The 21,086-nt window shown below is 46.4% G+C and carries 13 protein-coding genes; all 13 read left to right on the top strand.

The genetic code is table 11. The features are described 5' to 3' along the window. Positions 1-126: 126 nt before the first annotated feature. The 13 genes from J2Z66_RS00835 to J2Z66_RS00775 all read left to right on the top strand — a co-directional run bounded on the left by J2Z66_RS00835 (position 127) and on the right by J2Z66_RS00775 (position 21,057). Entirely contained in the window at positions 127-2,580 is a 2,454-nt protein-coding gene (locus tag J2Z66_RS00835; RefSeq protein ID WP_209968663.1) for a helix-turn-helix domain-containing protein, read from the top strand. Positions 2,581-2,809: 229 nt separating this feature from the next. Next, positions 2,810-4,366 (top strand): extracellular solute-binding protein, encoded by a 1,557-nt coding sequence (locus J2Z66_RS00830; RefSeq protein WP_209968660.1) that lies wholly within the window; start codon positions 2,810-2,812, stop codon positions 4,364-4,366. 129 nt (positions 4,367-4,495) lie between these two features. Then, entirely contained in the window at positions 4,496-5,410 is a 915-nt protein-coding gene (locus J2Z66_RS00825; protein ID WP_312894322.1) for an ABC transporter permease, read from the top strand. Between the two features lie 14 nt (positions 5,411-5,424). Then, a complete protein-coding gene (locus J2Z66_RS00820; RefSeq protein ID WP_209968657.1) occupies positions 5,425-6,315 on the top strand; it encodes a carbohydrate ABC transporter permease in 891 nt (296 codons plus the stop codon). A 147-nt stretch (positions 6,316-6,462) separates the two neighbouring features. After that, a complete protein-coding gene (locus J2Z66_RS00815) occupies positions 6,463-7,608 on the top strand; it encodes a trans-sulfuration enzyme family protein (protein ID WP_209968654.1) in 1,146 nt (381 codons plus the stop codon). 300 nt (positions 7,609-7,908) lie between these two features. Beyond that, a complete protein-coding gene (locus tag J2Z66_RS00810; protein ID WP_209968651.1) occupies positions 7,909-9,006 on the top strand; it encodes a sialidase family protein in 1,098 nt (365 codons plus the stop codon). Between the two features lie 47 nt (positions 9,007-9,053). After that, complete coding sequence (locus tag J2Z66_RS00805) at positions 9,054-9,791, top strand: hypothetical protein (RefSeq protein ID WP_209968649.1); 738 nt, start codon at positions 9,054-9,056, stop codon at positions 9,789-9,791. 158 nt (positions 9,792-9,949) lie between these two features. Further along, positions 9,950-12,283 (top strand): AraC family transcriptional regulator, encoded by a 2,334-nt coding sequence (locus J2Z66_RS00800; protein WP_209968646.1) that lies wholly within the window; start codon positions 9,950-9,952, stop codon positions 12,281-12,283. Further along, positions 12,280-14,550, top strand: coding sequence for a helix-turn-helix transcriptional regulator (locus J2Z66_RS00795; protein WP_209968643.1), 2,271 nt, complete (start codon positions 12,280-12,282; stop codon positions 14,548-14,550). The genes J2Z66_RS00800 and J2Z66_RS00795 overlap by 4 nt, the downstream gene beginning before the upstream one ends. Before the next feature lie 244 nt (positions 14,551-14,794). Next, positions 14,795-16,408 carry an extracellular solute-binding protein gene (locus J2Z66_RS00790; protein WP_209968640.1) on the top strand — a complete coding sequence of 538 codons (1,614 nt, stop codon included), beginning with the start codon at positions 14,795-14,797 and terminating at the stop codon, positions 16,406-16,408. A gap of 84 nt (positions 16,409-16,492) precedes the next feature. After that, entirely contained in the window at positions 16,493-17,407 is a 915-nt protein-coding gene (locus J2Z66_RS00785) for an ABC transporter permease (RefSeq protein WP_245375182.1), read from the top strand. Continuing rightward, positions 17,401-18,291, top strand: coding sequence for a carbohydrate ABC transporter permease (locus J2Z66_RS00780; protein ID WP_245375181.1), 891 nt, complete (start codon positions 17,401-17,403; stop codon positions 18,289-18,291). Before J2Z66_RS00785 ends, J2Z66_RS00780 begins: the two co-directional genes overlap by 7 nt. A gap of 12 nt (positions 18,292-18,303) precedes the next feature. After that, positions 18,304-21,057 (top strand): FG-GAP-like repeat-containing protein, encoded by a 2,754-nt coding sequence (locus tag J2Z66_RS00775; RefSeq protein WP_209968637.1) that lies wholly within the window; start codon positions 18,304-18,306, stop codon positions 21,055-21,057. The last annotated feature ends 29 nt before the right edge of the window (positions 21,058-21,086 follow it).

The following is a 21,086-nucleotide window of genomic DNA, read 5'->3' as shown; positions in this document are numbered from 1 at the left end:
ACCTGCTGGCTCTACCGAAACGACGCTCCGATGTGTTAGTATAATAAATATCTTGCGCTATCGGCCAATATAGATAGCGCTTACAATGGAGTGCAAGTAATGCTTTGGGAAAGAGGGACAAGTTACATGGAATTCTTGCGCAGGGTGAATCATCGGCTGCTGGCTCCAAGAAGAAGCCAAAATTTTTATTACAAGTTGATCAGCTATACGCTGCTGATTTCTCTTTTGCCTATTCTGATTATGAGTATCGTCATTTATCATAATGCCAAAAATACGATGCAGCAGGAGCTGCAGGTTGCCAAGCAGGAGTATTTGAAGCAGACTGTCAGGGCTATCGAAATGATTATTAATCAAATTAACGGAAGCTTTAAGCAGTTGGCTTTGGATAAAACGATACGCAACTTTGAAAGCTTTCCGCGCGGCTCCTATTATGAAGAGCTGAAAGGTGAGCTGATTGAGGAGGACTTGCCCATATTGGGCAGCTATTTGACCAGCAAAGCGACGATGTCGTGGAATTTGTCTTTCTTAAAGCAGTCTAACGATTTTATCAATTCGATTTATTTCTACGATAAGTGGAAGAATGTGCTCATTACATCCGAAGGTTTGCAGTATACGCGTGAAAGCTTTTACGACAAGGGTTGGGATGAATTCTCGGCAGCCGGGCATGCTTTCCCGATGTTTATGGATTTGCGCAAGGCCAGGCAGGATGACGGGAGATTGATAGAGGTGATTCCTATCGTTTATCGTTCGTCTGTGGATGGCAACTTTCTGGTCATTAATTTGGATGCGGGGCTGATTTACCAAAGCTTTGTTAATAAGCTGGAGCATAAATCGGACAATGTTTTTTTCGTTTTATCCGGCAGCGGCCAATTGATGCTGTACGACCGTTCGAGCGGACTTAGCCAGTCGGTGAACGAGGATGCTGGTTTGCGCGCCCGTCTCGGGCAAGCTTCTAATCAAGCTTCTGATCCTACATCTGGTCCTACTTCTAATCAAGCTTCCGCTCCTACTTCCGAGCAAGCCTCCGAGCAAACCTTTGAAGGCAAGTATGAAGGGAAACGCATGCTGGTCACATACATGACCTCGGATATACTTGGCTGGACCTTTATTTCTGCGACAAGTCTGGACGAGCTGTATAGGAGCGTCTCCAATATCAAGGGAATTATTGTTCTTACGTGCTTCCTGTTGGTTACGTTTACGATTCTGCTTGCACTCATTACGAGCAAAAGGATTTACAATCCGATTTTCCATTTGACCCAGTATATCAAAAATAAAGATCAAAACTTCAGCAATCCGGAGTTTCCATCGTCCAGAAGCTCCAATGAGCTTGCGATGATTCGCAGCAGTCTAGAGGAGGCTTTCGAGGATCGGGTAAGCTTGCAGGTGCGGCTCAAGGAGAGTGTTCCAGCTTACAGGGAAATTTTTATGCGTTCACTGATTTTAAAGCCGGGCAGCAGAGAAGAGATTATGGACCGTATGCAGTTTCTAGGCTTAAATCTGGCGCTTGATGGCTTGATGCTTATGGCTGTTGCTCTTGAGGAAACGGACGAGCTAACATCCGATGTGGAGCATTATAATATTAAAAAGCTGCAAATTATCGACATGATGGAAGCCATTATTCCGGCCGAACACAGCAGGCTTATAATGGAAATGTCGGACGGCTTCTTCGTCGGCATTATTAATTGCGATGAGGAAGCCTTCATGGAGCATATGCTTTTCGCCGAGCAGATGATTCAGGAGGCGGAGCAGCTTCTTGGGCTGAAATGCTCCATAGGCATCGGCACCTATTGCCGGGATATTTATGAGCTGAAGCATGCTTATCGCGAGGCGCGGGAGGCGCTGCGTTATCGCAGTATAACCGGGCTTTGCGAGGTGATTTATATTGAGGATGTCAGATTAGAGGGCACCCCTGTATTTGTTTATCCGAAGGATAAAGAAACGGTGCTGAACGGTTATCTGATCAATGGCGAGACCGAGCAGGCGCTGCGGGTTTTTGCGGAGATTACCCAGGAAATTCAGTCACAGCAGGGCAAGGTGCATTATCGGCAAATCCAGCAGGCATTCTTTCAATTGTTTGGCATCCTTGTTACAACAACGAGCGATCTGCGCTTGGATTTGAACCGTATTTTGCAGGAGAAAGAGAATTTGTACAGTGTGCTGCTGCAAAAAAAGGATGTGAGCGAGGTTGTCAGCTGGCTGGAAGAGGTCATTGGGCTGCTCTCCAAGCATATTGGCGGCGCATTTAAAGAGAAATATAATCGTCATGTCGATCAGGTCATAGATATCCTGGAGCAGGATTGCGGCAGCAATATGTCACTTGCCGTGGCAGCGGATAAGCTGCGTATAACCCCGTCCTATTTAAGCCGCATTTTCAAAGAAAAGACGGGAGAGTCGTTCTCTGAGTATTTGACCCGCAAGCGCATTGACAAAAGCAAGAAGCTTCTGCTCGAAACCGGGCTGAAAATTAAAGAAATCGGCGATGAAGTCGGCTATCACAAAACTACCTATTTCATTAAGCTGTTCAAGGATTTCACAGGAACAACTCCAGGTGAATACCGCAAAATGCATATAGAAGAATAAGCGAAAGCCGTGAAAGCCGCGGTATCTCTACCTGTGACATCATACCTTCTTTGATATGATGTCATAGGAATGGATATGAATGCCTAATATGAGGCATTTCCGATCTAGCCCGCTGGACTTACAATTAGAGTATTCAATTGCTGCTTTAGCGCCGGTCGGCCGAACGAACGGAATTGAACGATAGGATGGAATGAAACCGTTTTCTAATGATAGGGGAGGGGTTAAGTCAATGAACAAAAAGCTTCTAATATCCATCGCAATTTTAAGCCTTATGATCACAACTATGATCGGATGCTCGACGAAGGAATCGGGTGGTTCTACGCAATCACCAGAGACAACGGCCAAAGGAACGAATGGGGAAGAGAAAAAGATAGAAAAAGTATACGTTTACAACAATACAGGGGTGTTGTCTGTTACCTCGGATACGAGCAAACCGGAAGCGATCGAAGAGGTTAGACAATATATTAAGGAGAAAACCGGAATTGAAGTGATCGGGATTGTACCCCCGAGAGGCTCAGAAGCTGACAAATTAAATATTTTGCTCGCTTCCAATGAACCGCTGGATCTGTTTATGGGGTCCATGGCAGAGCATCAGGTAAAGGGAGCAGCCCAGCCGCTGAACGAGTTAATGGATAAATACGGGGAAAACGTTAAAAAGTTTTGGCCAGAAGAGTGGGCAACCTCATGGGATGCTGTATCCACAACGGACGGTAAAATATGGGCGATACCCGAGCTGCCGTCAATCGCAGGCGATACCGTACTGATCAGAACCGACTGGCTGAAAAAATTGAATCTGCAAATGCCCAAAACAATGGATGAATACGAAGTTGTACTAAAGGCATTCAAGGACAATGATCCGGCAGGAGCAGGCCAAACCATTCCGATGTTAACTAACCTGAGTGGTCTCAACAATGCGCTGGCAGCAGGCTTTATGGATGTGGGCTATGGCAATTGGCTGGATTCGGATGGCAAAGTGAAGCCGGTTGTGCTCAACCCGGGTTATAAGGATTTTGTGGCGAAAATGGCTGATTGGTACAAGAAGGGATACATCTATAAAGAAGCGTTCTCGATCAACAAAAATCAAATGATCGATTTGGTGAAGCAAAATCGCGTAGCTACGGGTGCAATCTGGTACACAAGGGTTTTGGCGAATGATAGTGTTCTGCGGGAAACGAACCCGGATGCCAAATATGAAGTGGCCGCTGATTTGCAAGGACCCAAAGGCCTGATTACAACAACTTCAAGCGTCAGCAGCAACGGGCAGATGATCAGCAAAAATGCTCAGAACCCAGAAGCAGCAATGAAATACGTCAATTGGATACAATCCGATCTGGAAAATTTCTTTATCGCCATGTTCGGTATTAAAGGAAAGCACTGGGAATACGTGGATGAAGAAAAAAAGATTATTAAAAAATTAAATCGCGATTACCTCGGCGAGCTGCTTGCTGGCTCCTCATTTGCCCAGACGGTGAAATATCAGCAGGAGGATCCGGTATCTGAGCCGCAATTCGTCTATATCCGTAATTATTTGACCGACATGTCACGGGTGAAAAAGCCGGCTACCTTCGAGGTGGATTTCCGCTTCGACCAGAAGGCAATATCCGATAATATTCCTACACTGGCTGATATCAACCGGATGATTGAAGAAGAAGTTGTCAAATTTATTATGGGGGCCAGACCTTTGGCTGATTATGACAAGTTCCTGCAGGAATTGAATAAGGCGGGGCTGGAGAAGTGGATTGAAGTGTACACCGACCAATACAACAAAGCTAGTGCATCCAAATAAGCAGTCCCTTCAATAGGATCAGACATGTATCAGGCATTGGGGCATGGCTCCAGATCACCAGATCTGCAAATCTCCATGCTGCAATGCCTGATACGGTGTGCAAATGACAGAAAGCGGGGCTGAACTTCCGTGAAATCACACACGTTGAGAAATATAAATAAGCATCGCTTATTTTATATGCTGGTAATACCGGGAATTCTATATTTTTTAGTTTTTCATTATATACCTATGTATGGAGTTATTATTGCGTTTAAGGATATTTCGCCCTTTGATGGGCTGAAGGGTATTTTTCAATCAGAATGGGTTGGGCTGAAGCATTTTAGAAATTTTATGGGCTCCTATTACTTCTGGAATATTATTGGAAATACGCTGACAATCAGCTTTTACAAGCTATTATTCGGCTTTCCTGCACCTGTTATTTTGGCTCTGATGATTAATGAAGTTAGGCATACACTGTTCAAAAAAATGGTGCAAACCGTCTCCTACCTGCCGCATTTTATATCGATGGTTGTGCTTGCAGGGCTTGTGACGACAATTTTGAATGTAGACGGGTTTATGAACGGGATTTTGCAGGCCGTTGGTTTGGAAAAAATCATTTTTATGACGGACACGCATTACTTCCGGCCGATGCTGGTCATTACGAGCATTTGGAAGGAGGTGGGCTGGAGTAGTATCATTTACCTGGCTGCCATTGCGGGTGTGGATCAGCAGCTGTATGAAGCGGCACGAGTGGATGGTGCGGGGAGATTTCGGCAAATGTGGAATATAACGATTCCCGGTATTAGCCATATGATCGTGATCTTGTTTATTTTGGCGATCGGTGGCATTATGGATGCTGGCTTCGAGCAGATTTTCCTGCTATATTCGCCTCCAGTGTACGGCGTGTCGGATATTATTGATACTTATGTGTACCGCAAAGGGCTTGTAGAAGTGCAGTATTCTTTTGCAGCAGCAGTTGGCTTGTTTAAATCTGTGATTGCTGTAGTGCTTATTTTGGGTGCAAATTACATTGCCAAAAAATTCGACCAGGAAGGGATATGGTAGAAAGGTGGAAATCGATGCAGCCAGGTAAAACAACCCTTAGTGAAAAAGTGTTCCAAACCTTCAATTATTCCGCTCTGTCGGTGCTCACCCTGCTGTTTATTATTCCTTTCCTGGTCGTTGTTTCTACCTCCATGGTCGGGGAGAGCGAATTGATTCGCAGAGGGAGCTTTATACTTATTCCCGATAAGCTTGATTTTGCTGCCTACAAGGTGCTGCTGGGGCAAGGCTCCGTTCTGTACAATGCCTACGGCATCACGCTGCTTAGAGTCACGATCGGGACGACGCTTAATTTGATTTTTACCTCGATGCTTGCTTATGGATTGGCGCGTAAATCGCTGCCTGGCCGGAATTTTTTCATCACGATGGTTGTGATTACGATGCTCTTCGGAGGTGGTCTCGTCCCGACTTATTTACTGCTGAAGTATTTATATTTGATCAATACGTTCTGGGTCATGATTGTCCCGAGCCTTATCAGCGCCTGGAACTTCATCATTATGAAAGGCTTCTTCTCGCAATTACCAGAGAGCCTGGAGGAATCTGCGACGATAGACGGGGCCTCCCCTTTGAAGATTTTGACCCGTATCGTAGTTCCACTGAGCATGCCGACGTTTGCCACAATTGGGCTTTTCTATGCCGTGGGGCACTGGAATGCCTGGTTCGATGCGACCATTTATATCAATGACGTGAACAAGATGCCGATGCAGGTGCTGATGCGGCGTGTCGTGCTGACGATGACGAGTCAGGATTTAAGCTCGGAGATTATGGGGACTTTGTCCAGCAAGCCTACCTCGCAGAGTTTGCGCGGAGCGATGATCGTGGTCACGACGCTGCCGATTATTTTTGTGTATCCCTTTTTGCAAAAGCATTTCGTCAAAGGGGTTTTGACCGGATCTATTAAAGGCTAGAAGGCTAGAAGGCTAGAAGGCTAGGAGACTAGAAGACTAGAAATATAGAAATATAATATAGAAAATGTTTAGATGTATATAAGGAGCAGGATACGTGTACAACAGGATAGAAGTATACAGTGGCAAAATAAATATGAAGGAGCGGGGATGTTGAATTCGTACAGCCGTAAAGAGGATATCTGCACGCATTTGGGCGATGATTATGAGCGTTATTTGGGCGCGATAGTTCCTCCAATTTTCCAAAATACGCTATTTACCCAGAAAACGTCCGATCAGGGTTATTCCTACACGAGGGAAAGCAACCCGACGATTGAAATCGCCGAGAAGAAAATAGCAGCACTGGAAGAAGGGGAGGCGGCCAAATGCTTTTCCTCCGGCATGGCGGCTGTAAGCGCCGCTGTTATGCACTGGTTGTCCAAGGACGACCATATCATTTGTATTAAAAGCGTCTACCCGCGGGCGAGGGAGCTGCTTGATAGCTACTTGCGGAAATTCGGGATTGAAATCACCTATGTTTCCGGCGCCGCTGTAGAAGAGTTCGAGCAAGCGATACAGCCTAATACGAAGCTTATTTATTTGGAAAGCCCCTCATCGCTTATTTTTGCGATGCAGGATCTGGCCGCTGTTGCCAAGCTGGCTCAGGCCTATGGCATTGCCACAGTCATCGACAACACCTGGGCGACTCCGCTGTTTCAGAATCCCCTTAACTTCGGGATCGACATGGTCATTCATTCCGCGACGAAATATCTCGGTGGCCACAGCGATATTCTGGGTGGGGCGATCGTAAGCCGGGCGGAGGTTCTGGAGGAGCTGAACTTCCGGGAAAGAGGCTTGTTCGGAGCGGTCATGGATCCTCATCAGGCATGGCTGCTGATTCGCAGTCTGCGCACGCTTCCGGTGCGGATGCTGCAGCACCAGCAAAGCAGCTTGGCGATGGCGACTTTTTTGGAGCGGCACGAGGCGGTTTCGCAGGTTTTCTATCCGGGCTTGCCCAGTCATCCGCAATATGAGCTCGGACAGAAGCAAATGAGTGGCTACTCGGGCGTAATGGGCTTTATCGTCAATCGCTCCTATGAACAGATTATGGAAGCGCTGCGCGGATTGAAGCTATATGAGATCGGACCAAGCTGGGGCGGCTTCGAAAGCTTGATAGGACCTATGAAGGTTGATGAGCAGCTCGCGTGGCATCTGGGCATACCGCAGGGAGCAGGCCTGGTCCGGATTTCTGTAGGACTTGAGCATATTGATTCTTTAATCGGCGATCTGGAGCAAGGCTTAAATGGTTTGGTTTAAATGGTTTGGTATAAAAACTAACAAATCACGGCTCTGGTGAGGCTGTCTGGCTGTCAATTAACTGTTAGCAACTCAAAAAAGTGTTCAAAGCAACCTCTACTGGCAGTCTGTTTGAGCGTGTGCTTCATTTAACGATGTTTTTCATCGTTAAAGTAAGGATTGGAGCGGACCTGGTGCTTTTAACGATGAAAAACATCGTTAAGTAGCAGATACTCTCGGTCGTGCGCGCTGGAGGGGGCGTTCTTCAGTCCTAGCGGAATTATCTTATAAAAAAATAGATATAAAAGGAGACGATCAGAAATGCAAAAAAAGGGCAATGTTGTGCTGGATCTACGTCCTACACCAGGAAATCCGCGTAATAGTGAAGGGGCTTTCCTCAATTTAAAGGATGGCCGGGTGCTTCTTGTGTACAGCCGGTTTATCGGCGGGTCCTACCATGATGACGCAAAGGCATGTATCGCCGCTCGTGTTTCGGAGGATCAGGGCGATACATGGAGCGACGATGAAATTATCGCCGTTCCAGAGGAATACAACGCGCTTAATATTATGAGTGTTTCACTGTTGAGAATGGGGAATGAAGATATCGGCTTGTTCTATGTTATTCGTCAAGGCTGGCACGACACACGGCTTCACTTAAGACGGTCATCCGATGAAGGGAAAACGTGGGGAGAGCCTGTCTGCTGTGTACCTTGTCTCGGATACTATGTGACTAACAATGACCGGGTAATCAGGCTGAAGTCAGGCAGATTATTGGTCCCTGCTGCTTTTCACAAGATCCGTGGAAACAACACAACCGATTGGAGCGGCTTTGATGAGAAGGGGCATGCCTTTTTCTTCATCTCGGATGATGATGGAACGACTTGGAGGCAAGGCGAGCAATCTTGTTCCATGCCGGTAACATGGTCAAGAAGCGGTCTGCAGGAGCCAGGGGCCATAGAGCTTGCGAGTGGCGTGGTCTGGTCCTGGTCCAGAACCGATCAGGGCATGCAGTATGAAATGTTCTCCTTGGACGGGGGGGATACCTGGACGCCGCCGGCGCCTTCCAAGTTCACTTCACCGGCATCACCATTATCCATGAAGCGGATTCCGGGAAGCGGACATTTATTGGCGGTTTGGAACCCGATTCCTAATTATCAGACCCGGCCTATTGATCATGTTACTTCCTGGGGACGCACTCCGTTGGTCGGGGCTGTGAGCAAGGATGAGGGCAAGACGTGGGAACAATTTTTTGCCGCCGAGCTGGAGGAAGAGCAGGGTGGAGGCTATTGCTATACGGCCATTCATTTTGTGGAGGATGCTTTTCTTCTTGCTTACTGCGCGGGTGAACCTGAGGATGGCGCCTGCTTAACGCGGCTCAAAGTCCGCAAAATTAATTTTACTGAAATGAGTAGTGAATAGCAGCTAATTGAAAAGTAATAAGAAAAGAAAAGGGGATAAGAGATCTTATGACTGATACTAAGAATGAAATGCTGCCCATACATTATGGCTTATCGTTTATTGCGGGGAAATGGACAGAGAATTCAGTTCGGCTGTGGATAGAATCCAGGGTGCGTCTGATCGATGAGGCGACCGGGAACGTGGAGGATTATTACCAGTGTGCTTCTTGTAAAAGTGAAGATACGTTTGCCGAGAAGGATTTATTTTATCAGGACAATTATGATTTCACGCCAATCTTCGGCCCTGAGTACGGGGTCATATTCCGGCGCAAGGCGTATTTAAACGATAATTACAGATCGGTTCAGAAGGTAGACAAAATGTGGGACGGGCCCAACTATAAGATCAAGCAGCCGCAATTTTGCCAGCTCTTGTTGACCAACGCGGAAATACGCCGTGCTACGAATGAAGGTCTGCCGCTGGTTGCGCAGACCGAACTATATAATCCTGCTCTGCAGCTGAGAGCCATCATCGAATATCCAGTGAAAACGATGAATATTCATGACAGCAAGGATTTATATCAGACGGACACCGGCCCGCTGCTGTTCCCTGATATTTCGGTTCGCTACGACCGGCTGGTCGATTCGCTAAGCTTGGCATATGCAGCATTTAATGTGGATCATTTTACTGATTTTGTGATTGAACGTCCTACAACGGTCTATGCCAATACGCAGCAGCAGTCTGAAGTTCACCATTACTCCGAAATAGTAAGCCTGCAGGCGGTTAACAGGCTGTATTCCGTTATATAGCTTTCGCGATACTGCTTCAATATGCAGAATAAGAATACAATTAGCTGGTGCCTGAAGAGGTGCCGGCTATTTGTTTTATGATTCCACGTATTTGCAGGATATGGTATAATAACTCTAAATTTCAATTAGTGCTTTGGCTCTTTGCCGGTGGGGGGAATATGTTGAACAGGTTCTTGTACACCTACATTTCTTACTTTTTGATTATTCTCATAGCGTCATCCATTGTAGTTATTAATTTGGCCAGAACTTCACATATCTCGAACGAACAAGATAAGGCTTATTACGAATCCAATCTGATCGTAGTGAAGGATATCATAGAAACTACAGTCGGCAATGTCAGAAATCTATTTCTGCAAATGGCCAACAATAACAGGCTTGAGAGCTTTAGATTTGAGCAGCAGCTCACTGAGGGAAGCGGAACTGGTGAAGACGGCTTGCAGAAAGAGCGCCTGCAATCATTTGCTGCCTACGAAGCGATCAATGAGCTCTTCCATTATAAAAATATGGTGAAGGGACTTCAACTAGCCGGGGTTTTTTATAAACAGGAGGATTTTGTTATTGATAATTTCTCCACCTATCCGGCAGACGAATATTTTAAACAAATACTGAAAATAACCGGGTTTGATAAAAATAATTGGTACGGCTTGGCCAGCTCCTATCAAAATTTTAACATCCTGCCTTATGATAGCGGTTTCTTTAACGGAAAAGCCTTTACAGGCACTACTTTCTACAAAACGATTCCTGCGAACGACTCCAATGTTCAAGGCATGATTTTTGCTGTTATGAGCAGAGACATTTTCACGAATGCCCTGGATGCACTGAGCACGGACGGGCAAACCTATGGTCTCATCCTGGATGAGAATAACCAAATTGTAGCAAGCACTGGCAATTACAGCGGGGCTACTCCCATACTGCCTTATACATCCCTTGAAGAACAAGGAGGTTCCGGACAACACGGAGCGGATGGGTATGATTACTACGTCGCCAAGATCAATTCCATTCCCTGGAAAGTGGTGTTGGTGAATCAGCCGCTTGCTTCTTCATTCAATGGACTGTGGTTTTCCCAGTCTTATATGCTGCTTTTCGCAATCATTTTGCTTGCAAGCCTGGCAATTGCTTATTTGTTATCCCGTTACAGCTACAAACCGCTGCAGCAGTTGTATTATTCGATGATCCCCACTTATGACCCTGCCAAGTCCCCACAGCGTATTTCCGGCAATGCCTTTGGTGAAATTGAAAGCCGGATAGTCGGGATGAAAGAACAGCAGGCTGCTCTGATTAAACAAATCCATCCGTACAACCAAAGCATTAAGCACAGCTTTCTATACAGCATCATCAAGAAGGAAGAGCTGCTCAAATATGAAGAGGTGCTGGACGATTTTGAACATAAATGGGCAGGCGGGGAAGCCGCCTTTACTCTTGTAATACGCACTTCTGTGCATATAGAAGAACGAGTGGCTAGTCAAATCATGGCCAAAGTTCAAAGATGGATTAGAACCAAGACCCTCATTTTCAATGCTGTACATGATTACTCAGGTCAGCTCGTTTTGTTAGCCTGGCTGCCGCAAGGCCTTGCGGATCAAGAGGGATACTATCGTGAATGGATTCAACAATTCAGCGAATACACAGGTAATTTGGAAAGCAAATACAAGACCCGGATTTTTATTGGCATAAGCGGACTTTGTTATTCGATGAATGCTATTACGCAGTCAGTTGAGCATGCCCTTATATCCTTAAGGAATAATACGCTGTTTAGCAAGCTTCAATATGTTGGCGGGGAGTCGCCAGAAACCACAGAAACCGGAGAAGCAGCAGAAGCAGCAGCAGAAATGGCATCTAGGCCGCTGCCGCTGCCAATCAAGATGAAATTATTGCATCATCTCAAGATGAAGGAATTTGAGCAGATCGCGGGGATGATGCAGTCACTTCTTCCTCAGTCTGGCGATTCCGGTGATGCTCAGCCCACTTATGCTGTCAACGGGCAAATGCTTTATTTCGAGCTAATTGCTATTGCGCTTAAACATATGGAGGACAGCCAAATGGACAATTCCATCATGGACAAGTCAAGGTTCAGCCGTGCGGAAAGCATTGAGGATGTCCTTCAGCTGTATAAGGAAATTTGCGCCAGCAACGCCGATATCTCCAGCAAAGATACGAAGAAGGAGATCATTGCTTTTATCAATGAGCAATTTGCAAGCCCGGATATGTCTCTGCAGATGGTCAAGGAGCAATTTCATATTTCCTTTGCGCTGATTACAAGAATGGTGAAAAGTGAAACCGGGTTTGGATTTCTGGAATATGTAAGCAGACTCCGGGTTGATTATGCGAAAGCACTGCTGAAGCAAAATGAAGGCAGCATCTCCAGGATCAGAGAAATCAGCGGCTTTAACGACGATAGTACATTTATTAAAGTATTTAAAAAATATGAAGGCGTAACACCTGGTGATTACAAAAGAAATCCAGTTCTTGGGGACAGGCAGGCCAGAAAATGAAACCATTCCAACGCTACTCCATAGCCAAAAACAAGCTGTTCGTTCAATTTTTTCTCTTTTTCACCCTGATGTTTTTAGCTGTGCTGATGTTGTTTGGCTCTTTTAGTTACCTATATTCCAAGCAGATTATTGATAAGAAGAATGAGCGGCTGTATCGAAGCATGATCACCAACGCTAAGGAGGCCATTGAGAGCAGGCTAAGAAGCCTGAATGATACATCGGTATTTTTATTGAGCGATAGAAGAGTTCAAAAGCTGATTCTGGAGAAGGATCTGGATAACAGCAGCTTGGACATTTTTGAAATTGTAAACGACCTTAAGGGAATCAGCTATACGAATCCTAGTATCGAGCATGTGTCCCTCTATTTGGGGAACGCCGATCGTGTACTCAAAATCTCGGGCATGGAAGCCTCAGCCGATTATTTGAAGAGCTTGTATCAGCAAAACTATGCCGGCTTTGAAGATATATTAAGCAATGTGCCGCTGTGGAACCATTTTTATTATTTAGAGCCGGAACAGGTCGTTGTCAACAACCGCCATACGAAGGCGATGACCTTCATAAAAACATTAACAACCGATACCTCGGTCATCCAGGCAGGGGTGCTTTTTATTATTAACAACAGCTGGCTTGATGAGATTTTGCCTGCGACGGACTTGAACAAGCACACCTATGCCTTTATTCGGGACAGTGCCAACCATACCATTATTGCCGGAAGCTCAGCACTTCCCGCGAAGGAAGACACAGATCCCCGCAATAGCTTTGTGTTCAGCGAGAAGATCAAGGATGCCCCCTGGGAAATGACGATGGTTTTTCCGAAAAGCTCTATTTTCTTTTTAAAGGAATATACACGTTCGTTTGTGATCGTTATGCTTTTATTTATTTTCGCAGGGCTCCTGTTGGCTTTTGGTCTATCCTTTAGCAACTACAGGCCAGTGAATAGAATTCTACGTTTTATTGAACGAAATCCCGATGAAAAGGCGACGGAGCTGCATCTGACAGATGAGTACACCCGGATAAGGAGATATTTGGAAAATGAGAGGGAACGGACAGCGAAGCTGAGTGGTAAGCTGGCTTTACATAGGGGGATGTACAGAGACAGCAGCCTGTCCCGGTTATTAACCGGTATGCCCATTGGACGCCAAGACTTTAAATTCATGACGGAGGAGCACTCTTTTCCGGAGCATCATGCGGGCTTTCTGGTGATCGCCTATCAGATCAGGCAGGAGCCGGCTGAGGAGTCTGTGCTGACAGCCGAGTTTGCGGAGACCTTCCCGTCAGCGGGGACTTCGGGATCAAGCAATGATCAAGTAGGCTGGGCCTTGACCGAATATGCCCAAAGCCATGCTATCCATACTTATCAGCTGGCAGGGGACACAGGCAAGCAGCTTGTACTGCTCTGCTTAAGCAAAGAGGAGCAGCGTGCTCAGCTTATTAGCGATTTGCAAGCGATCCAGAGGGGCTTCGTGGAAGAAAAGGGTATCGGCTTATATGTAGGCGTAGGGACACTTGTCTCTACTATGGATCATATTTATTTATCCTGCAGGCAGTCTGTGCATGCTCTGAGCTTTGCTGCTGCAAGTGGTATTCACCAAGTCATCGAATACGAGACATTGTCTGGTTTGCCACCCTTGCATCCCGAATTTATGACTTACCCGCATGAATTTGAGGCCAAGCTGTTGAACGGCTTTAAGATGAGAGATGCTGCAGGGATTACAGAAATGATAACTACTCTGGTCCAGGAGCGGTTGCAAGATGTGCAGGATAAAGCCTTGAGCTTGTTCGCATTGCAGTGTCTGTACTATGAACTATGCGCAGCCATGCTACGAGGGGTGGCAGCTCTTGATCCCGGTTATGCAAAGCTGGATATCAGCTATATAGAACAGCACTATAGTCTCATGGAGCTTCATCTGTATGCGGCCAAAGCTTTGGAGAAAATAGGCCATAGCCCAAACAGTGAAGAGGGCGATGCGATCGAGCATCAGGTCTATCAATTTATCGAAGCTAACTACTGCAAGCCTAAGCTGACTTTAAATTACATAGCTGAGGAATTGAACACTTCACCTTATGTAATTTCCAAAAGCATGCGAATCGACATACAAGATTATGTGAACCGGAAAAGAATAGATTACGCCCTGCATCTGCTGAAAGAAGGCTCTTACTCAGTCGGTCAAATTTCCACGATGTCCGGCTTCACCAATGAGAATGTGTTTATTCGAGTTTTCAAGCGTTATGAAGGGATAACACCAGGCCAATATAGGAAAAAGTAATCCAAATAAGCTGTTTTTGCAAAAGTATATAAGTAAAAAATAGTCGATTCAGCTCCGGATCAAGTGGAGTTTTCCCTTGATGGAGCAAGGAAATGGGATGATTTCACCTATCAAATTACCCTCATTAACAAAGGTTAGACGGGGGTGATACAATCATTCGTGAGAGCGCTCTCAAAACGGATTGATGCTGATTCGATCCATTTTTCGATCCATCCCAATAACTTTAATAAAGGGGTTATGTCCGATGACAAGAAGAACACCTATTATCAGGCTTTCTGTCTTTATGCTAGCTATGTTCATCCTGCTGGCAGGCTGCAGCACGGCAAAAAATCCGGGCGATAACGCAAGCAGCAGTCCCGGGAGTTCAACAAAGCCTACAGCAGGCCAGTCCGCTGAGCCGGCAGAAATCAGTATCTTTACCATTGACAGTCCTTATGTAAAAAAGAATTATGATCAGGATTTGCCCGTATTTAAAGAAATTGAAAAAAACTTGAATGTCAAATTGAAGTGGCAGCTGATGCCATCCGCAGGCTTTGAGGATGCTTTGAAAATCAAGCTTTCCGCGGGAGCCGACATGCCGGACATCTTCGCGACCTGGCAGCAAAGCCCGGAGGAGCTTGGGAAAAATGGGGCGGTGGTGGCCTTGAGTGATTATTTTGACACCACCATGCCGAATACGAAAAAAGCGATTGAAAGCAATCCGGTTCTGAAAGCGGCTGTCACCTCGCCTGACGGGAAGGTCTATTTCCTGCCCTCTGTCAATCAGCCTCCCAAAATGGGCTGGTTAATCAGGCAGGACTGGCTGGATACGCTGAATTTGAAGGTACCGGAAACGATGGACGAATTCTATGAAGTGCTAAAAGCGTTCCGGGATCTAGATCCGAACGGAAATAAGAAGAAAGACGAAGTACCCGCAGCCTTTAACTATGTGAATTACGTCTGGTTTTATTTGATGCATGCTTATGGGATTAATACCGCACAACCATGGGATTATCTCGGCCAAGACGAGAATGGTCAATTTTACACTTATTTGACAAGACCGGAATTCAAGGAAACAATGGCCTTTGCAAGCAAGCTGTACACAGAAAAATTAATGAATCAGGACATTCTGAATGTGTCGGCGGAAGGCTATCAGAAGCTAATTACGGATAATAGAACAGGGGTTATTTTTGATGCTCTCGGTCCCGACTATCTGAACAAGATTAAAGAAGCCAATCCCGGCCTCGATGCCAAGTGGACCGTAATGCTGCCGCTTAAGGGACCTCGGGGCGACCGGGGAATGCGCTCCTACAGCGGATTAGACGGGGAGTTCTTTGTCTCCAAAAACAGCAAAAACGTTGAAGCTGCCACCCGGTTTATAGACTATATTTTTGCCGATCCTGAGGGATCGAGCTTAGTCAATTGGGGAATTAAGGGGATGTCTTATGAAGAAGAGGGGGGTGTCAAGCAATCTACTGATTTTGTATTGAACAATCCGGAAGGCCTAACTCCAAGTGATGTGCTTCTTTCCCTGGGGGTACAGCCTGTACTTCCCAAAATTATTGATCCTTCGGCACATGAGAAAATTTCGGAAATACAACTAAAGGATCATCCCTGGATAACAGAGGGGATAAAAAGATATGAAGAGGCCGGGGTTATCCGGGATCCGGAAAAGAGATACCGCTTTACTTCTGAAGAATCGGGCCAGATCAAAGATATACACACGCAGCTGGAAACATATATTAGTGAAACATTAGCGAAAATATTAGTTGGCAACAAACCGATTGATGAGTTTGACAGCTTCGTTAAGACGTTAAACGACAAAGGTATCGACAAAATGGTAGAAATTTACCAGAAAGTTGATGCCAGAAGTAAATAAACACTGCTTGAAAACATCTATGGAATGCTGCTGAAGAGCAGTATTCCATAGATGAAACTAAAGAGAAGTCAGGGAGAAGCCCATATGAAATTGCTATCGATGCGGTTCAAGGAAGTTTATAGAGAGCGTGAATTATTTTTCTTATTGGCTCCTGCGATACTGCTTCTGATCCTATTTTCTTACATTCCAATGTATGGATTAATTATAGCGTTTAAGGATCTGAAGCCCGGACTTACGATATTTAACAGTCCTTGGGTCGGCTTGAAATGGTTCGATCAATTTCTCCATTCTCCATATTTCTGGAGATCATTAAAAAACACCTTTGTGATCAGCGTATTATCTTTGCTGGTTCAATTTCCTCTACCCATTATCTTTGCCTTGGCCATCAATGAAATCAGAGGGAAGTACTTCAAGAGAATTACACAGTCGATTAGCTATTTCCCCTATTTTATGTCCACAGTTGTTGTTGTAGGGATGATGTATAATTTTCTAAGCGTAGATAGCGGCATCGTCAATACGATACTGAGAGAGCTCGGCATGGAGCCGATCAATTTTTTTAACAGCGAGCAGTGGTTTAAGCCCTTGTACATTTTTTCGGGATTATGGCAGAATCTCGGCTGGAATGCGATTATTTTCCTGGCAGCATTGACCGCCGTTGATCCAACCTTATATGAGGCTGCGAAGATCGATGGTGCAAGCCGCGTGCAGCAAATGAGATACATTTCAATCCCGGGCATATTTACTACAATTATGATTCTTCTGTTGTTAAACCTGGGCAGCATTTTAAATGTCGGTTTCGAGAAAATTGTTTTGATGTACAATCCGACGACTTATGGGGTCGCCGATGTAGTGTCGACGTATGTTTACAGGCTTGGCATTCAGGGCGGAGAATACAGCTTTGCTACAGCAGTCGGCCTTTTTAATCAAGTTCTGAATTTTATGCTGCTGTTGTTTTTCAATCATATGAGCAAAAGAGCAGGAGCGGAAAGCTTATGGTAATCAACAAACGAATACGTACGGATGCAGGGATGGATATTGCCGTTTATTTCATAGCCATAGTTACTATTATCCTAACATTTTACCCCTTTCTTTATGTGTTCAGCATGTCTGTTAGTGATCCCGGAGCTGTAGTTTCGGGCAGGATCAAGCTGTTCCCTGTCGGATTCAGCCTTGAGTCGTATAAGCTGATTTTTCAGAGTGCTGAAATATGGAGAAAGCTTGGCAACACGATCTGGATTGTTGTTGTAGGTACCTTATTGAACATTATAACAACGGTGCTTGCCTCGTACCCCTTGTCGAGAGATGAAATGCCATTTAAGCGATTTTTTATGGTTTTGATCACATTTACGATGTTTTTTAGCGGAGGTATGATCCCTTCCTATTTGTTGATTAAGTCTCTGGGCCTCATTAATTCCCTGTGGTCTCTGGTACTTCCTGGAGCGGTAAGCGCGTGGTATATCATTATTGCGAGAACTTTCTTTAAAACCATACCCGCCAGCCTGATCGAATCAGCAAAAATCGACGGCAGTAGACATATAGGCATCTTGATTAGAATCATTATCCCGCTGTCTATGCCCATTATCGCTGTTGTTGCTTTATATGGGGCGGTTAGTTACTGGAACTCTTATTTCTCTGCCTTAATCTACATCATGGATACGGATAAGCATCCCCTGCAGCTGTATTTAATGAAAATACTTGTGTCCGGAGAATCAGGCAAAATGATCAATGAGATGCAAAGCTTGTCCTACGGGGAAAAGGCCTCCTACCAGGAGCAATTGAAATACGCCATCATTATTTTCTCTATTTTGCCAATCATTGGCCTCTATCCCTTACTGCAAAAGTATTTTGTCAAGGGAATGATGGTGGGGTCTGTTAAAGAATAAGAAATTGACATTATGGAAGGAATGACAGAAGTGCTTAACAGGAAAATAACAGATAGCGGATTTGACCAATTTAGGCTTGGCACATTTGGCAATGCAGGCCACAATCTCTATGTATCAAAACAGGGAATCATTCAGCGTATCCATCATTTCGATATGAACGGAGACGGCTACGTCGATCTGCCCTTCGTGAATTCCCATGATGACGAAACGCGGGTTCCGGCCTACCTGTATGTGAATCCGCTGGAAAACGGGGAGCGGATTGAGCTGCCGACTGATGGCGCTTATGCGGCTGCGGTGGGCGATCTCACGAATAACGGCTTTGACGATGTGGTCATTGCCAATCAATACGATGGCGTGTCCAACGAAGTCTACGCTCAGATTTATTACGGCTCGGAAGAAGGACTAAGCTCCAAATACAGACTGCAGCTGTGGGCGCCAGCCTGTAAAGATGTGGAGATCGGCGACTTCAACGGCGATGGCCGGAAGGATATTGCCTTCATCAGCAGGGAGCAATTGCGCATTTTTTATCAGGATGAGCATGGCTTTAAGGCGAACGGGTTCGTTGATATCCCGCTGTCTCATGATCTTGATTCGCTTGCTGCGCAGGATCTGGACGGAGACGGGTATGAGGAGCTTGTTATTCGCTCCAAAGACAATTCGGTCCGGGTGTATTGGGGTGGACCTGACGGCATACAGGCGGACCGCCATACCCGGATTGATCCGGAGCTGACGGGTTCGGGAAGCATCGAAGCAGGCATCGATCAGGCCGCAAGCGGAGCCGGCGCAGGAACGCTGACTGTATATGCGGTGCCTGAGGCTCTGCGTCTCAAAATCGTGGCTCTGCAGAACAGGCCGCATCTCTTTCTTGGCCAGGAAGACAAGGCCTTGTTCCTCTCTTGTGGGGCGGATAGAACGCTGAAATGCGTGCTGGCGCTTGAGAGTGGCTCCTGCATCAGTGCGGCGGTCGGTGACATTAACGGCAACGGCTATGAGGATATCGTGATTGCCTCCAGACAAGCGGATGAAAGCGGCGGACAGTTCTCGTGGATTTACTGGGGCTCAGAATCCGGCTACTCCAATGAACGCCGTACAAAGGTGGCGACAACAAGTGTCAATGATGTCAAGCTCGGTGATCTAAGTGGCAGCGGCTGCAGCGATGTGGTCTTTTGTCAGGATAAAACAGAGCGGATGTACAGTTTCGAATCGCTGATTTATAAGGGCACAGCGGGAGGAATTGATCCCGAGCCTGTACGATTGCCAACGCATTGTGCGATGGATGTTTTTATTATGAGAGCTCCGGCACAGGACAGATCCCAGGTGTTGTTTATCAACCATTTGTCCAACCGGATTCTGGGGGATGTCCCCACTTATTTCTATACCGGCGGGCCTGATGGCTTTAAGGCGGATCGCCGTACGGAGCTGCCTAGCTGGGCAGCTACGGAAGTGAAAATGGCCGATTTCAATGATAACGGGTATCCGGATATTTTTATCGCCAACTGCAATGAGAACGCCATGCACCTGGAAAGAGGGTCCTATATTTACTACGGCGGTACGGATGGCTATACGGAAGATCGCAGGATTGAGCTTCCTACGCGCTTCAATATGAGCGGCTGTGTGGCGGACTTGAACCAGGACGGATATCTGGATCTTGTGACCGTAGGCCATAACAATGATGAACTGCTTATTTTCTATGGCAGTGAAGACGGATTTGCTTCCGAGCCTACGCGGATCAAACTAGAATTTCCGGGCTTTCATATGACACAGCCAAGATATATGACGCTTGGAGACTTCAACCGGAATGGCTGGCTGGATATAGTCGTGCCGGATTGCGGCAATTCAGGGCGGACCCTTATCTTGTGGGGCGGACCGGATGGATATTCGAATGATCGCTTCACCGCGCTTCTGTCCGGGCCGACCGTATCGTCAAGAGCGGCCGATCTGAACGGGAACGGCTGGCTGGACCTTGTTGTCGGCGGGACTACCGGCGACGATCCGGGGGATCCGTACCGGACCTTTGTGTATATTTATTGGGGAGGACCTGAAGGATTTTCCAATGCGCGCAGGACGCAACTGCCCGCAAACTTTGCGGTTGATATGACGATTGCCGATTTTAATAATGATGGCATTCTGGACATTTTCGTCGCCTGCTATCATGGGCTGCGGACGCGTGATTTGAACTCTTATTTATATTGGGGAAAGGAGGGCGGTTATTACTCGGCTGATAACTGCACCCGTCTATTCCATCATTCCGCTTCGGGAGCGCTCGCGGCAGATTTCAACGAGGACGGCTACATCGATCTGGCTGTTACGAATCACAAAACATATGGCAATCATCCGGGACAGTCCTACGTCTGGTGGAACGGACCCGAGGGCTTCTCCGAACGGAACCGCACGAGTCTGCCGACGCTTGGGCCACATGGCATCACCCATTCCGATATCGGCAACCTGATGGATCGGGGGCCGGAGGAAATATATGAATCCCGGTATATCCGGATTCCTGATGGCGAAGTGGTCACTGGGATAGCCTGGACCGGTGAAATCCCGCACAAAACGTGGGTGAAGGCACAGCTCCGTACCGCTGATCAGCAGGAAGCGCTGCAGAGCGCAAGCTGGATGGGTCCTGATGGCGAGGGCACCTGGTTTGAACAAAGCGGCGATAGTCTCCAGCAACCGTGTTCTGGACGCTGGTTGCAATACCGGCTGGTGCTTGGCGCTGTCAATGACTGCGGTACTCCTCGGATTAGCAGGGTGGACATCGCTTTGTAGGAGGCTATTAGAATAAGGAGGTATGGATA

The sequence above is a fragment of the Paenibacillus eucommiae genome (assembly GCF_017874215.1).
Classification (GTDB): Bacteria; Bacillota; Bacilli; order Paenibacillales; family NBRC-103111; genus Paenibacillus_AI; species Paenibacillus_AI eucommiae.
This window is presented reverse-complemented; position numbering and strand designations above follow the sequence as displayed.

Bases quoted from the DNA above. Each gene is read 5' to 3' on its own strand.
- J2Z66_RS00795 (WP_209968643.1), top strand. From the start codon at position 12,280: ATGAAACCATTCCAACGCTACTCCATAGCCAAAAACAAGCTGTTCGTT.
- J2Z66_RS00790 (WP_209968640.1), top strand. From the start codon at position 14,795: ATGACAAGAAGAACACCTATTATCAGGCTTTCTGTCTTTATGCTAGCT.
- J2Z66_RS00835 (WP_209968663.1), top strand. From the start codon at position 127: ATGGAATTCTTGCGCAGGGTGAATCATCGGCTGCTGGCTCCAAGAAGA.
- J2Z66_RS00780 (WP_245375181.1), top strand. From the start codon at position 17,401: ATGGTAATCAACAAACGAATACGTACGGATGCAGGGATGGATATTGCC.
- J2Z66_RS00785 (WP_245375182.1), top strand. From the start codon at position 16,493: ATGAAATTGCTATCGATGCGGTTCAAGGAAGTTTATAGAGAGCGTGAA.
- J2Z66_RS00805 (WP_209968649.1), top strand. From the start codon at position 9,054: ATGACTGATACTAAGAATGAAATGCTGCCCATACATTATGGCTTATCG.
- J2Z66_RS00815 (WP_209968654.1), top strand. From the start codon at position 6,463: ATGTTGAATTCGTACAGCCGTAAAGAGGATATCTGCACGCATTTGGGC.
- J2Z66_RS00800 (WP_209968646.1), top strand. From the start codon at position 9,950: ATGTTGAACAGGTTCTTGTACACCTACATTTCTTACTTTTTGATTATT.
- J2Z66_RS00820 (WP_209968657.1), top strand. From the start codon at position 5,425: ATGCAGCCAGGTAAAACAACCCTTAGTGAAAAAGTGTTCCAAACCTTC.
- J2Z66_RS00775 (WP_209968637.1), top strand. From the start codon at position 18,304: ATGGAAGGAATGACAGAAGTGCTTAACAGGAAAATAACAGATAGCGGA.
- J2Z66_RS00830 (WP_209968660.1), top strand. From the start codon at position 2,810: ATGAACAAAAAGCTTCTAATATCCATCGCAATTTTAAGCCTTATGATC.
- J2Z66_RS00810 (WP_209968651.1), top strand. From the start codon at position 7,909: ATGCAAAAAAAGGGCAATGTTGTGCTGGATCTACGTCCTACACCAGGA.